The organism is Pseudomonas indica NBRC 103045 (assembly GCF_002091635.1).
Taxonomy (GTDB): Bacteria; Pseudomonadota; Gammaproteobacteria; order Pseudomonadales; family Pseudomonadaceae; genus Pseudomonas_M; species Pseudomonas_M indica.
The window spans coordinates 241,626-254,329 of sequence record NZ_BDAC01000001.1 but is presented as its reverse complement, the minus strand read 5'-3'; the positions used below and the strand labels follow the sequence as shown (position 1 = coordinate 254,329).

Annotated in this window: 12 protein-coding genes and 2 pseudogenes; 7 read left to right on the top strand and 7 right to left on the bottom strand. The window is 65.2% G+C overall.

What is annotated here, in order from left to right; all coding sequences use genetic code 11:
* Positions 1-303 precede the first annotated feature (303 nt).
* Both PIN01S_RS01100 and PIN01S_RS01095 read right to left on the bottom strand, forming a co-directional pair.
* On the bottom strand, positions 304-945 hold the full coding sequence (locus tag PIN01S_RS01100; RefSeq protein WP_084333052.1) for an FMN-dependent NADH-azoreductase: 642 nt from the start codon (positions 943-945) through the stop codon (positions 304-306).
* A gap of 23 nt (positions 946-968) precedes the next feature.
* A complete protein-coding gene (locus PIN01S_RS01095) occupies positions 969-1,451 on the bottom strand; it encodes a GNAT family N-acetyltransferase (protein WP_084333050.1) in 483 nt (160 codons plus the stop codon).
* Positions 1,452-1,515: 64 nt separating this feature from the next.
* On the opposite strand from PIN01S_RS01095, the gene pdxR reads away from it, so the two are divergent.
* Complete coding sequence (gene pdxR, locus PIN01S_RS01090) at positions 1,516-2,949, top strand: MocR-like pyridoxine biosynthesis transcription factor PdxR (protein ID WP_212633045.1); 1,434 nt, start codon at positions 1,516-1,518, stop codon at positions 2,947-2,949.
* A gap of 10 nt (positions 2,950-2,959) precedes the next feature.
* Here the strand turns inward: pdxR and PIN01S_RS01085 are convergent, their stop codons facing one another.
* Together PIN01S_RS01085 and PIN01S_RS01080 are read right to left on the bottom strand one after the other, a co-directional pair.
* Entirely contained in the window at positions 2,960-3,448 is a 489-nt protein-coding gene (locus PIN01S_RS01085) for a carboxymuconolactone decarboxylase family protein (RefSeq protein WP_423814493.1), read from the bottom strand.
* Positions 3,449-3,592: 144 nt separating this feature from the next.
* Complete coding sequence (locus tag PIN01S_RS01080; RefSeq protein ID WP_084333046.1) at positions 3,593-4,582, bottom strand: zinc-dependent alcohol dehydrogenase family protein; 990 nt, start codon at positions 4,580-4,582, stop codon at positions 3,593-3,595.
* Positions 4,583-4,685: 103 nt separating this feature from the next.
* Here PIN01S_RS01080 and PIN01S_RS01075 point away from each other — a divergent pair, with 103 nt between their 5' ends.
* The 6 genes from PIN01S_RS01075 to PIN01S_RS01050 all read left to right on the top strand — a co-directional run bounded on the left by PIN01S_RS01075 (position 4,686) and on the right by PIN01S_RS01050 (position 9,355).
* Positions 4,686-5,582, top strand: a complete 897-nt coding sequence (locus PIN01S_RS01075; protein ID WP_084333044.1) for a LysR family transcriptional regulator — start codon at positions 4,686-4,688, stop codon at positions 5,580-5,582.
* A 652-nt stretch (positions 5,583-6,234) separates the two neighbouring features.
* The gene (locus PIN01S_RS01070) at positions 6,235-7,272 is read left to right on the top strand and encodes a phosphatase domain-containing putative toxin (protein WP_084333042.1); all 1,038 of its coding nucleotides are present in this window, start codon (positions 6,235-6,237) and stop codon (positions 7,270-7,272) included.
* Positions 7,273-7,283: 11 nt separating this feature from the next.
* The gene (locus tag PIN01S_RS01065; RefSeq protein WP_084333040.1) at positions 7,284-7,688 is read left to right on the top strand and encodes a hypothetical protein; all 405 of its coding nucleotides are present in this window, start codon (positions 7,284-7,286) and stop codon (positions 7,686-7,688) included.
* Positions 7,689-7,753: 65 nt separating this feature from the next.
* Positions 7,754-8,380, top strand: coding sequence for a hypothetical protein (locus PIN01S_RS26615; RefSeq protein WP_084333038.1), 627 nt, complete (start codon positions 7,754-7,756; stop codon positions 8,378-8,380).
* Positions 8,380-8,922, top strand: a complete 543-nt coding sequence (locus PIN01S_RS01055) for a GTP-binding protein (protein ID WP_084333036.1) — start codon at positions 8,380-8,382, stop codon at positions 8,920-8,922. The genes PIN01S_RS26615 and PIN01S_RS01055 overlap by 1 nt, the downstream gene beginning before the upstream one ends.
* A complete protein-coding gene (locus tag PIN01S_RS01050; protein WP_084333034.1) occupies positions 8,915-9,355 on the top strand; it encodes a roadblock/LC7 domain-containing protein in 441 nt (146 codons plus the stop codon). Before PIN01S_RS01055 ends, PIN01S_RS01050 begins: the two co-directional genes overlap by 8 nt.
* Before the next feature lie 41 nt (positions 9,356-9,396).
* Here PIN01S_RS01050 and PIN01S_RS27510 read toward each other — a convergent pair.
* From PIN01S_RS27510 to PIN01S_RS01040, 3 genes and pseudogenes are all read right to left on the bottom strand, one after another.
* Positions 9,397-9,774 (bottom strand): annotated as a pseudogene (locus tag PIN01S_RS27510) (methyl-accepting chemotaxis protein); the annotation flags it as partial.
* 486 nt (positions 9,775-10,260) lie between these two features.
* Positions 10,261-11,415, bottom strand: a pseudogene (locus PIN01S_RS27505) (FIST signal transduction protein); the annotation flags it as partial.
* A 293-nt stretch (positions 11,416-11,708) separates the two neighbouring features.
* Positions 11,709-12,620: a LysR family transcriptional regulator gene (locus tag PIN01S_RS01040; protein WP_084333030.1), complete on the bottom strand. Its 912-nt coding sequence runs from the start codon at positions 12,618-12,620 to the stop codon at positions 11,709-11,711.
* Positions 12,621-12,704: the final 84 nt, after the last annotated feature.

Sequence of the window (12,704 nt, the reverse complement as noted above, 5' to 3'; positions counted from 1 at the left end):
CGGATTTATCCGCCCGGCGGGGCTTCGCCGGGCGAATGAATTCACCCCTACGGGAGGTAGTGGCCCAATCGAACGGTCCTCAGTTAATGCCGTTCAAGGTGTCCGTGTGTTGGCTAAAAGATGGAGGAATTCGAGCGTCTGTAAGCCCGCACATACCGCCCCCCGCCCCGCTGGGGAGAGGGCCGGGTGAGGGGGCGGAGTCGAGCCATTCGCACCGGTTCAGACCAGAAGCCTGTTTGTTAGGACCGTTCCTGCACCCGTGTCGTGGGCCAAGTCAGGCAAGACGATCGACTGTCGCCCCTCTCAACGCGTCATCGCAAAAAATTCCCCGACTGCCACCCCGGCCCGTTCCCGCGCCGCTTCCAGGGCCGCATCCCCCCGCGCCGTGCCTTCGACGGCGAAGAAGTGTAGGTCGTGCAAGCCCACGGTACCCAGCGCGGCCTTGAGGTAGGGGCGGAGGAAGTCCGGCTGCCGGGCGTTCTCGCCGCTGAAAGGGCCGCCCGAGGCGATGGCGACGTGGACGGGGCGGTCGCGCAGGACGCCCTGTTTGCCCTGGGGCGTGCCGATGAAGGTGATACGTATCCGCACGATATGGTCGATCCAGACCTTGAGCGCCGAGGGCACGGTGTAGTTGTGCATGGGTGTGGCGATCAGCAGGACGTCGGCTGCCTCGAGTTGCCGGATCAATGTGTCGGAGCGGTGCAGGGCGCTGCCGGGATGCATACGCTCCGGCTCGACTGGCGAGGCGAGGGCGGCGGCATAGTCATGGTCGACATGGGGCAAGTCGTTGAGGTCGAGGTCGGTGAGTTCGAGACCGCGCTCGCCGGCCTGGCTCGCCAGCCCGTCGAGGATCTGCTGCGACAGCCGGTAGCTTTCGGAATCCGAGCCGCGTGGGCTGCAGATGAGGCGCAGTACGCGGAGGGAGGCGGTGTCCTGGAGGGGCATGGCGTGGTCCTCGGAAGTGATGATCAGTGGCTGTCGAGCAGCTTCTGGAAGCGCAGCGCGCCGGTGTAGAGCCCCTCGCGGAAGTAGAAGCGCTGGGCACGCGCGTTGGCGAGACCGGTGTCCAGCACCAGCCGCGCGCAGCCTTCGGCGCGTGCCACGCGGTCGAGTGCGCGCAGCAGGCGGGCGCCCCAGTGGCCGCCACGGTGGGGCTCGGCGGTGATGAGATCGTCCACGTAGAGGAAGGCGCCGTACACCAGGTTTTCCTGCAACCGGTAGCCGGCCAGCGCCACCAGCGCGGCGCCATCGAAAGCGCCGACGAGGCGATAGCCCTGGGGCCGCATGCGTTCGACGCGGGCGAGGAAGTCGGCCTCGCTGGCCAAGTGAGGACGCAATTCGCGCATCACCGGGTAGGCGGCGCGCAGGTCGCCGGGCCCGTCGAGCGGGCGTAATGCCGGGTCGGCCAAGTCCAGCACGCTGGGGAGTGATTGGTGATGTAAGTAGGTCATGGCGGCATGGTAGGCCGGCTATGCCACAATGCATTGAGCCATGAAACGACTTTCCGACTAGGCCATGTCCATGCCCCTGCACGATGCCTTTTCGCCGCTCTCCCCACAGGGAAACGAGCCGCTCTATCGCCAACTGTATGAACGGGTACGAGGTGCCATCGCCGCCAGTACCCTGGGACCAGGCGATCGCGTGCCGTCGGCGCGCGCATTGGCCAAGGAGCTGGGCGTGGCGCGCGGGACCGTGGAGCTGGCCTATTCGCTGCTGGTCAGCGAAGGCTACCTGCTGGCGCGTGGGCAGGCCGGTACGGTGGTGAACCCGGAACTGCAGCCCATCCTACCTCCTGCCGCACCTCCGACCGATACACCGCAGCCGTCCGGTCTCGAGCAGGATGTACTCTGGCGACCCTCGCATCTGTTGCCGTTCCAGATGGGCGTGCCGGCGCTGGATGCGTTCCCGCGCAAGACCTGGGCGCGGCTGGGCGCGCGCTACGCGCGCGGCATGAGCCTGGCGGACCTGGATTATCCACCGCCCCATGGCTTGCCCGCCTTGCGCAGCGCCATCGCCTCGTACCTGCAAGTGGCGCGCGGGATCGATTGCGGGGCGCACCAGGTATTCGTCACTGCCGGTTGGCGCAGCAGCCTGCAATTCGTCGCCCATGCCTTGCTGCGTCCGGGCGAGCGGGCCTGGGTGGAAGATCCCGGCTACCCACCGGCACGGCAGATTCTGAAGCAGTTCGGACTGCAGACGGTGCCGGTCGCGGTGGATGAGGAGGGGTTGGACGTGGCGCGCGGCGTTGCGCTCGCCCGCGATGCGCGGGTGGCGGTCGTCACCCCGGCGCACCAGAGTCCGTTGTCGATGACGCTCTCGCTGCCGCGCAGGCAGGCGCTGCTCGATTGGGCGGCGGCATCCGGCAGTTGGGTGGTGGAAGACGATTACGACGGCGAGTACCGCTACGTGAGCCGTCCGCTGCCCGCCTTGGCGAGCCTGGACCGTCACGGTCGCGTGCTGTACACGGGCACCTTCAGCAAGGTGCTGTTTCCCGGTATCCGGCTGGCATACCTCGTGGTACCGCAGGCCCAGGTCGCCACCTTCGAGCGCGTGGGGCGCATGCTCTTCGCCGCGACGACACCGGCGATGACCCAGGCCATCGTCGCTGACTTCATGGCCGAAGGCCACTTCGCCCGTCATATCCAGCGCATGCGCCGGCTCTACAGCGAGCGTCGGGCCCTCACCGCCGCCGCCCTGGCGCGTGGGCTGGGCGGCTGTGCGCGGGTGGAGCCTTCGCCAGGCGGCATGCACCTGCTCCTGCGCCTGCCCGGCGAGGGCAGCGACCTGCCGGTGGCCGAGCGACTGCTGGCGCATGGCGTGGCCGGGCAGCCGCTGTCGCCCTGGTGGGCATCGGAACACCGCGGCTCGGGCTTGCTGGTCAGTTTCACCAACTGCGCCATGGCCAGCCAGGCCGAGCAGCTCGGCGTGCTGATCCGACAGTCGCTCTGACGCGAGCGGCTCAGCTCAGGTTGGCCTTGTCCAGCCCGTACAGCTTGTCGAGCGTGCCCGGCACCGCCTGGAAGGCCACGTTCAGGCGGTTCCAGCCGTTGATGGCGACGATGAGGAAGGACAGGTCGGACAGTTCCTGTTCCGACAGCTGCTCGCGCACGCTATCGAACAGTGCATCCGAGACGCCGTGCGGCGGCAACTGGGTCAGGGCCTCGGTCCACGCCAGCACGGCGCGCTCGCGGGGCGAGAACAGCGGCGATTCGCGCCACACCGCGACATGGTGCAGGCGCAGTTCGCGCTCGCCGTGGATCTTGGCTTCCTTCACGTGCATGTCCACGCAGAAGGCGCAGCCGTTCAACTGCGATGCCCGCAGCGTGACCAGATGGCCGACCTCGTTGAGGAACGGCTTCTCGGTCAGGAGCATGTTGAGTTCGACGAGTTTGTTGGCGGCTTGTTTGGAAATCTTGAAGTAGTCGATGCGCTGGCTCATGGTCGTCATTCGCTGAAAGATGAAGGGATACCGACGTCCGTCTGCGTCGAGCAGAACAACCGTGGCCGGTGAGCGAGAATCTACGCAGCCTTGGCCCGGTGACCCAGTGCCAAGATCGGTGTTTCGGACTGGGCCATGATCGGGGTAACCCAATCAAACCCTCACCACGACCTTGCCGAACTGCTCGTTGGACTCCAGGTAGCGATGCGCCTCGACGATCTGGTCGAAGACGAAGGTCCTGGCGATCACCGGCCGGAACGCGCCGGACTCCAGCCCGTCGAGGATGAAGCGCTTGGCGGCCTCCAGGCGGACCGGGTCGCCGGTGATCTCGTGGACGAGGTAGCCGCGCAGGGTCAGCCGCTTGCTCAGCACGGCGAACAAGGGGAAGGGCGTGGGTTCAGGGCTCAGGCCGCCGTATTCGATGAAGATGCCGCCCTCTGCCATGGCTGCGGTCAAGGGGGCGACTATCGGGCCGCCGATTGGGTCGAGCACGACCCGTACGCCTTGGGTGCCGCTGATTTCCGCCAGCCGAGCGGCCAGATCCTCTTCGCCCGACGCCACCACATAGGCCGCACCCTGTTCGAGCAGAGCCTGCCACTTGGCGGACGTCCGCGTTACCGCGATGGGTATCGCACCCACCCGATTGGCGATCTGGATCGCCGCCAGGCCGACACTGCTGGAGGCCGCCGTCACCACCACGAAGTCGCCCCGGCGTAGCCCGGCGAGGTCGATCAGGGCGCCGTAAGCAGTCAGGTAGGGCATCCAGGTGGCGGCGGCCGTGTCCCAGTCGAGTGCCGGCGGGTGCTTGACCACCAGCGCGGCGGGCATGTTGATGCGCTCGCCATAGGTGGGCCAGCGGACCATCGATTGCGGTGGTACCAAGCTGACCGCGTCGCCCGGCGCGAGCCCTTCCACACCGGGGCCGACCGCTTCGATGAGGCCCGCCGCTTCGAGGCCGAGGCCCGAGGGGAAGGTCGGCGTTTCGATGTAGGTTCCGGCGCGTAGCAGCGCTTCGGCCCGGTTCAGGCCCAATGCCTTGACGCGAATCCGGACTTCGCCCTGGCTGGGGTCCGGTATGTCGACGTGCTCGATGCGCAGAACCTCGGGACCACCCAGTTGGTGAAAGCGGACGACGCGGGCCATGGTGTTCGACTCCAAATTGAAAGGACCGAATACACTATGGTGGTGCCGTATCGGCGGATAAATCGTCGTACAGCCAGAACAGTCGAAACCAGGAGTTTCCAATATGGATCGCCTCACCAGCATGGCGGTGTTCGTCAAGGCCGTGGATCTGGGCTCGTTCACCGCGGCTGCCGAGGCACTGGAACTGTCCGGGCCCATGGTGGGCAAGCATGTACGTTTTCTCGAGGAGCGCCTGGGCGTACGGCTCCTGACCCGGACCACTCGCCGCCAGAGCCTCACGGATTTCGGCCGTGCCTATTACGAACGCTGCCGGATCGTGTTGGCCGAGGTGGAAGCGGCGGATGCGCTGGTAGCCGACCAACTGGCCGAGCCGCGCGGCCGGTTGCACGTCACCATGCCCGTGCACTTCGGCCGTCGCTGTGTGGCGCCCGTGCTGCTGAAACTGGCGCAGCAGTATCCGGCACTGGAGCTGGACCTGTCGTTCAGCGACCGCTTCTCCGACCTGGCCGAGGACGACTACGACCTCGCCATTCGTACCGGCGATCCGGAGGAAAAGCCCGGTCTGGTCGCTCGCCGCGTGGCACGTCAACGCATGCTGGTGTGTGCGGCGCCCGCCTATCTCGAGCGGCATGGCCGGCCGCAGCGGGTGGAGGAATTGGCGGGACACCAAGCCGTTATTTATCGGCGATCCGGGCGCATCCGCCCATGGCTGTTTCCGCAGGAAGGTCAGTCGCCGCTGGAAATCACACCTGCCAATCGCCTTCGTTTCGACGATCTGGATGCGGTTGCCGATGCCGCGACGCTGGGAATGGGGCTTGCCTGGCTGCCTTCCTGGCTGGTGCGCGAGCGTCTCTCCTCCGGTGCGCTCGTGCAGTTGCTGCCGGAGCAACCGGCGTTTCTCTACGATGCCTATGCCCTGTGGTTGCAGGCGCCTCATTTACCGCGCCGGGTTCGCCTCGCCGTCGAGGCGCTGACGGACGCTTTACCCGCAATGATGTGATGAATGGCCGGATGGCTTGACGACGGGCTTACGCGCGCGTCCAGCGAGAACGGGTGATTTGTCTCGCTGGAATCATGCCTTCCCATCGCCTTTGCTTCGACGATCTGGATGTCGTTGCCACAACATTGGAATGTGCTTGCCTGGCTGGTGCGCGAGCGCCTCGTCTCCGGTGCGCTCGTGCAATTGCTGACGGAGCAGCCGGCGTTTCTCTACGATGCCATGCCCTGTGGTTGCAGGCGCCTCATTTGCCGCACCGGGTTCGCCTCGCCGTCGAGGCGCTGACCCACAATGATGTGATGAATGGCATGAGAGGCCTGACGACGGGCCTTTACGCGCGTCGTTCATGAGAAATTGTGATCTATCTCTATATTGATATGTATTGTGTATCTCGTTGCATTTGCCAACTTCGGCGAAAGGCCCCTCACATCCCGTTAATTGTCCACTTGTACGGGTTCTGATCGAGACGGTAAAAATCCCGAACTTCTCCCAATTCCATAAGAGCCTGTCGCTAACGGGAGTTCGTTCTTGCGAACGATCCCTTGGATCCGGCCACTAGGTGCTGTGCGTGTTTGAAGTTCGGAAGCTCAGCGTCGCCAGGTCGGGCAAGCCTGTCGTTCGCAGTCTGTATCTATCGGTAACGAGCCCCGGAGCGTTGACGCTGATCGGGCCCGGCGGCGCGGGCAAATCATCCTTGTTGCAGGCCGTGGCCGGCGAACTCGATGCCGGAATGTCGGTGAGCGGAGCGGCCTTGCTGGATGGCTTGCCCTGCCATACCGCCCCGCGGGGTGTCGGCTGGTATCGACAACATACGGGCATCGAGGCCGGCGTGCGCAGGCCGCACGGCGACGCGGAGCGACGGGCCTGGAGCGCGAACAGGCTGCGGGCGTTGCGCACATTCGTCGAAGCCCCGCGCTCGCTGTACGTGCTCGACGAACCGACCGCCGGCATGACCGAAGACGACGCCCTCGAGGCCAGGGCCTGGCTGAAGCCGTTGTCGGAGCGATCCTTCGTGCTGATGGCGACGCATGACCGACGCGATTGCCTGGCCCTGGGCGGCATGAGCGCGATATTCGATGCCGGCGCGGTGGTGGAAGCCGGACGGTCCGATCGCCTGTTCGCGCAACCGCGCACGGAGGCGGGCAGGCATTACGTGGAGACCGGTCACCTGGCCGGTTTCGGCTCGCGTAGCCGCGAGCAATCCGTCGATGGCATCTGGTGGGTCGTGCCGGGCGTGCTGTGCGGCATGAGCCGCCCCGGGCTGGTGGCACCGGCCGAGCTACAGTTCCGTCAACTGGCCGACGCCGGCGTCCGCCATCTGGTGACGCTGGAAGAGGAGGTGCCCGCCCTGGCTCGGAGCTGCTCGTCCTTCGGCATCGTCCACCACCATTTCCACATATCCGATATGGATGCGCCCGACTTCGAACAGGCATTGGCGTTCTGCCGCCTGGCCGAGGAGGCGGTCGCCCGCAACGAAGGCATCGCCTTCCACTGTCGCGGAGGTCTGGGCCGAACGGGGACCGCCATCGCGACGGTATTGCTCTGGTATGGCGAGACGGCCGCCTCCGCCATCACCCGGGTACGCGGCGCACAGGCCTATGCCATCCAGAGCCAGACACAGACGCACTTTCTGCACCAATTCGCCGATCGCCTCAGCGATGGGCACCTCTCGGCCGTGTTGAGCCATTCATAGGAGAAATGAAGATGTCCCTAGATCAAGCACTTACCCAGGCGCAAGCCAGCATTCCCGAGTGCGTCGCCAGCGGTTTCGTGGACATGTCCACCGGCATGCTGCTGGGCGTGAAGACCGTCGATTCCCATCCCGGCGAGGTGCTCGACCTGGTCGCCGCCGCTACCGGCGACCTGTTCCAGGGCCGCAACGTGGTGGAGATCGAGAAGCTGTTCGACCGCAGCCGCGGCATCACCGACCGCAAGTCCCATTACTTCCAGGAAATCATCGTGTTCAGCACCAACCTGCTGCACGTGTTCCTGCGTTCGAAGAAAGATGAAAACCATGTGGCGGTGTTCGTGACTCGCGCGTCGGCCAACATCGGCATGGTGATCGTACGTTCGCGCGCCGCCATGGCCGCGATCGACGCCTCCGTCTGACCGCGCGAAACGAGACAGAGGCCATCCGGTCGAGAGATATGTCGGAATTGTCAGTTACATGTCTGTTGTTCGACGAGGATCAGCTCAAGGCCCTGTTATCCATCCTGCCCTTGATTCGGAAGTACCTGGATCGCGAATGGCAGGTGGATACGGACCCTTCCTCGGTTTCCGACGTCGTCGTGGTGAATCTCGACGACTCGGCGGGTGGCCCTCTGCTCGAGGCGCTGGTGGGCAAGGGCGTCCATGCCGTCGGCTGCGCCCGCCACCCCCGCCTCCATGTGGCGGGCACGCTCCACCGGCCTTTCCGGGGTTATGAGGTGCTGGCGTTGTTGCAGGAGGGTGAGCGGCGTGCTTTCGACCGTTCCCGTTCCCGACCATCCCGGCGGGATCTGGAAAGCGAGGTACGCCGTTTCGCGCTGGCCGAGTGGCCGGCGGAATTCCGCGAATGGCCGAAAGAGTGGTGGCGCGTCCTGGCGGCCATTCGCACGAATTGCCTGTCGGCAGTGCAGATCGCGCAACGCTGCGATTTGCCGGAAGCCGAGGTCATGGCCTGTCTCGACATCCTGCAGGAGCGCAAGGCCGTCAGCGTCCGGGTCGATATCGAGATCCTGGACAGCACGAAAGGGGGGCGCCGGCCGGGCTTCTGGCGGCGTATCGGGGCACGTGTTTCCGACTTACTGGGCCGTCTGTGATGGATCGGAAAATCACCTACAAGCTTGTATTCATCGGTGCGCCCGGCTCGGGCAAGAGCACCTGCATCGGGGCGGTCAGCGATATCCCCGTGGTCTCCACCGACGTGGCCTGTACCGACGGACTCGCGTCGATCAAGGAAACCACGACAGTGGCCCTGGACTACGGCGAAATGTCGTTGGGCGATGGCGAGCGCCTGCTGCTCTACGGCTTGCCCGGCCAGTCCCGGTTCACCTTCATGTTCGATACGGTGGCGGAGAACCTGGCCGGCGTCGTGATGCTGATCGACGCATCGTCCGCCGCGCCGCTGGAGGGCCTGGAGGAGACTTTGCGCACTTACGCCGGACGGATCGGGGAAACGCCTTTCGTCGCGGCGATCAACAAGGTGCAGGGCAATGTCGATGCCCTGCGCGAGCAGGTGGCGGAGACGCTACGCCGACATGGCCTGGTCGGGCCGGTGATCGTCGTGGACGCCCGTCGCCGCGAAGACATGGCGCTGATATTCGACTTGGTTTTCCTATGCGCGGAGTACAGCGATGTCTGACAGGCAAAAACACATTCCCGTCTTGCTGCCGACGCCGGATCGCCGGCAATGCGAAATGGCGTTGGATGAACTGGTGGCGCGTAACGTAGACGGTATCTCGCTGGCCCTGCTGGCCTATCGGGACGGGCATCCCTACCTGTTCCGCGGCAAGGAACTGCAGAACGCCGGCAAGCTCGCCGCAATGGCCAGCTCGATGGCGGCGCTGTCCGGCACCATGCTGCGGGAAATCGACAGCGATTCCGGCGAAATGACCCTGCTGCAAGGCAAGAAGGGGAAGATCATCATCGTCCAGGTGCCGGCGGCGAATAACCTGATGCTGTTGGCTGTGCACACCACCGAAGAGGTCAACCTGGGCCTGTTGCTGGCCCATACCAAATCCTGCGTGACGAAGGTGGCGGCGAGCTTCGGCGCGGCCCAGGCCGGGCAGCCGTAGGAGGGCGCCGGGCGAGACGGCGTCTGCCCCACCCAGCGACCTTAGCGCATCAAATCCACCAACCGATTCGCCACGTCCTTGGTCCGCTCGGACGTATCGGCCGTCACGCCGCTGGAGCTTTTCAGTTCGTCGAGTAGCTGGGTGAGGGCGCCGACCTCGCCGGATTGGGTCTCGATGTGCTGGGCGACCTGGCGGATGGCGGTGGCGAGCTGGTCGACGTCGTGGCTGATTTCCTCGGCGTTCTGCCCGGTCTTGGCGGCGAGCTGGCGCACCTCGTCGGCGACCACGGCGAAGCCACGGCCCTGTTCGCCGGCGCGGGCGGCCTCGATGGCGGCATTGAGAGCGAGCAGGTTGGTCTGCTGGGCGATCTGCTGAATGATCTGCACCACCGACTGGATGCGCTGGCTGTTCTGCGCCAGTTCGCGGGCGCTGCCGACCACGTCGTCGGCCTTGTTCACCAGTTGGGTCACGGCGCCACCGGCCTGGTCGATGACGCCGGCCTGACGGTGGATGGTGTCGGTGAGGTCGTCCACCGAGCCGTGCAGGTCGGTGGAGCACTGGCGCAGTTGCTCGGCGATGCTTTCCCGCTGGCGCTGGGCGTCGAGCAGGATGTGGCCGAGGTCGCCGAGGCCTTGGAACACCGGTCGGATGTGTTCGTCGAGGCCGTTGATGTCGAGGCTGGTGGCGTAGTCCTGGCGCTTGAACTGCTCGATCTGCTTGACCACCACCTGGCTTAGTCCGGCGAGTTTCTTGATCTGCCGACGCAGGAAGAACGCCTTGAACTCGCTGTGATAGCTGATGAAGTTGTCGGTGTATTCGTCGTGGAAATTGTCCGGGTCGTCGGTGCGGAAGAAGAACACCGCGGTCAGCGTCTGGTTCAGGTTGAGTCCGAGAATCTCGCCGTAGGTGGAGAAGCCGATTACCGGGGCACCCTTGAACACGTCGTTCATCCCGGCCAGGGCCTGCTCGTTGTTCAGGCGGCGCAGGATGCAGTCGTTGAGGATGCCCACCAGTGGCGTGCCCGGTTTGTTGCGCATGAAACGCTCGAAGTCGCGGCGGGTAGTCTCGGCCAGCGGGGTGCGCTTGACCATGATGAGCTCCTCGCCGGGCGCGACGTCGCAGAACAGGTGGACGCGTTCCTGCACCGGGTCGATGCGGGCGATGGAGCGGACGAACACTTCCTCGCCCACGCGGATGGCGAAGGAGTAGTCCGCCAGCCGTGCGTCCAGTTGTCCGGGCGCGCACTTGAAGGTGTCGCAGAGCGCGGCGACCATCGAGCGGATGTTGCCGCGGGCGTCCACCACCTGGCTGATGTAGCGCTCTTCCAGGGATGCGCTGAGCACGTTGAGGCTGAACGGCGTGGGCTCGAAGTTCTGGCTCTTGAACACGCCGAAGCGGATGTTCCGCGCGCATTTGAGGAAGACGATCAGCGCATGGTTTTCGTAGCTGCGCTTGCCGTCATGAAGTTGGGTCTGGCGGAAGTCGCCCTTGCCGCCGGCGGAGCCGCCGACGAACAGACAGGGAAAACGGCCGGACTCATAAAGTGCCTCCATGAAGAAAGATTCCGAGGCCGAAAGGCCGTCGAAGAGGATATTGGCCAGGGTATCGCGGTAGTCGATGGTCATCGACACGTTGAGCCGCTTGATCGACTCGGTCAGCCGGGCGATGCGTTCGCCCATCGTCAGGCGCTTGCCCTGGCCGCGGATGTCCTGGCTTTCCAGGGGAACGTGGACGATTTCCGCCGCGGCGATGACGCTGGCATCGAAGAGCTGCAGAACGATGCGGTCCCACTGGTTGCCGGTGTTGCAGTAGAGCCGGTCGTTCTGGCTGCACAGCTCGCCGGCAGTCGTGCAGAGGCTGACCACCGCGCCGGGGAAGCGCTGGCCGATCTGCCGGGCTACGTCGTCGAGGCTGATGTGCGGCGAGACGAAACCGCAAATGTAGGTCGGCTTGATGCGTGCCTCGGCCAGTTTTTCCGGCAGTTGGCGAAGGCTGCAGAGAATGCCGAGGACGCCATCGGACTGCTTGCGTGAGGACAGGAAGCGGGACAGGGAACTCATGGTGTCGTGGTCTCGGTGCGTCATGGAAGGCCCCGGCGGGGCGGCCGCGTCGCTCGCGTCCGGGAGCCGGGCGCGAGGCGTGTAACAGGTTCTCGGCGCTGCGGTGATTGTGTTGAGGCCGCTCCGCCAGATTGCTACCAAAGAGTGATGGCTAATTGCCTCTAGACTCTGGTCCCGCTATCGGGATCGTTTATTGATCCGCGTCAATCGGCCGCAGACTGGCGCGCGCCGGCCGACGAAAGTGTGATGAACCGCGTTCTGGCGGGATGAAGCGCACCACGCTGAGAGTAAGGTCAGGCGTGACGGGCGCCCTCTGCCACGGCCTGGATCTCTACGATCAGCCACTGCAGCGCGGGGTCGCGCTGGCGCTGGGCGAGGTGGACGATTTCCAGGTGGAAGGGGCCGAGGGCGAAGGGCAGATCGAACAGATTCAGCGGCAGCAACCGGGCGAAGTGGCGTGCCAGTTGGGTGGGCAGGACCGCGACCAGCTCGCTGCCGGCGACGATGTGCGCGGCCTGCAGGTAATTCGGCGTGGTGTAGAGAATCTGCCGGCTCAGCCCCTGTTCGCCGAGCCACTGGTCGACCATGCCGCGGGTTTGCCCACCATGCACCCAGAGATGACGCAAGGCGAGGAAACGCTCCAGGTCGGGAGGGCCGTCCACCTGTGGGTGGTCGCGCTGTACCGCCAGTTGCAAGGTCTCGCTCATCCAGTGCTGGCGGGCAAAGCGTGCCGGCACGTCGTCGAAGCGCCCCAGCACCAGGTCCAGCTCGCTTTTGTCCAGGGCTTCGGCCGGCAGCGTCGGACTAAGATGGCGGATATCGATGCCGATCCCCGGCGCATGCTGGCTGAGACGATCCAGCAGCGACGGCATGCAGATCAGTTCGACATAGTCGGTCACGGCGATGCTGAAGCGCTGGCGGCTTTCGGCCGGATCGAAGGTTTCGCCGGCGGCCAGGCTCTGCTCGATCTGGCGCAGGGCGCTGCGGATTGGCGCTTCCAGGGCGAGGGCGCGGGGTGTGGGCTGCATGCGCCGGCCGATGCGCACCAGCAGCGGGTCGTCGAGCAGTTCGCGCAGGCGGTTGAGGGCATTGCTCACCGCCGGCTGGCTGAGGGCGAGGCGCTCGGCGGCGCGGGAGACGTTCTGCTCGCGCAGCAGGGCGTCCAGTACGCGCAGGAGGTTCAGGTCGAAGTTGGCGATATTCATGTGGGAAATAGGATGTATCACAAGACTAAATTTCAAAAATAGTAGCCGCTTCCTTATCGTGACTGGCAGTTTTCTGGCCGTACA

Excerpts from the sequence above, each read along its gene's own strand:
- PIN01S_RS01065 (WP_084333040.1), top strand. The coding sequence starts at position 7,284 with ATGTCCCTAGATCAAGCACTTACCCAGGCGCAAGCCAGCATTCCCGAG.
- PIN01S_RS01095 (WP_084333050.1), bottom strand. The coding sequence starts at position 1,451 with ATGACCTACTTACATCACCAATCACTCCCCAGCGTGCTGGACTTGGCC.
- PIN01S_RS01055 (WP_084333036.1), top strand. The coding sequence starts at position 8,380 with ATGGATCGGAAAATCACCTACAAGCTTGTATTCATCGGTGCGCCCGGC.
- PIN01S_RS01040 (WP_084333030.1), bottom strand. The coding sequence starts at position 12,620 with ATGAATATCGCCAACTTCGACCTGAACCTCCTGCGCGTACTGGACGCC.
- PIN01S_RS01080 (WP_084333046.1), bottom strand. The coding sequence starts at position 4,582 with ATGGCCCGCGTCGTCCGCTTTCACCAACTGGGTGGTCCCGAGGTTCTG.
- PIN01S_RS01075 (WP_084333044.1), top strand. The coding sequence starts at position 4,686 with ATGGATCGCCTCACCAGCATGGCGGTGTTCGTCAAGGCCGTGGATCTG.
- PIN01S_RS01050 (WP_084333034.1), top strand. The coding sequence starts at position 8,915 with ATGTCTGACAGGCAAAAACACATTCCCGTCTTGCTGCCGACGCCGGAT.
- PIN01S_RS01100 (WP_084333052.1), bottom strand. The coding sequence starts at position 945 with ATGCCCCTCCAGGACACCGCCTCCCTCCGCGTACTGCGCCTCATCTGC.
- pdxR (WP_212633045.1), top strand. The coding sequence starts at position 1,516 with ATGTCCATGCCCCTGCACGATGCCTTTTCGCCGCTCTCCCCACAGGGA.
- PIN01S_RS01085 (WP_423814493.1), bottom strand. The coding sequence starts at position 3,448 with ATGACGACCATGAGCCAGCGCATCGACTACTTCAAGATTTCCAAACAA.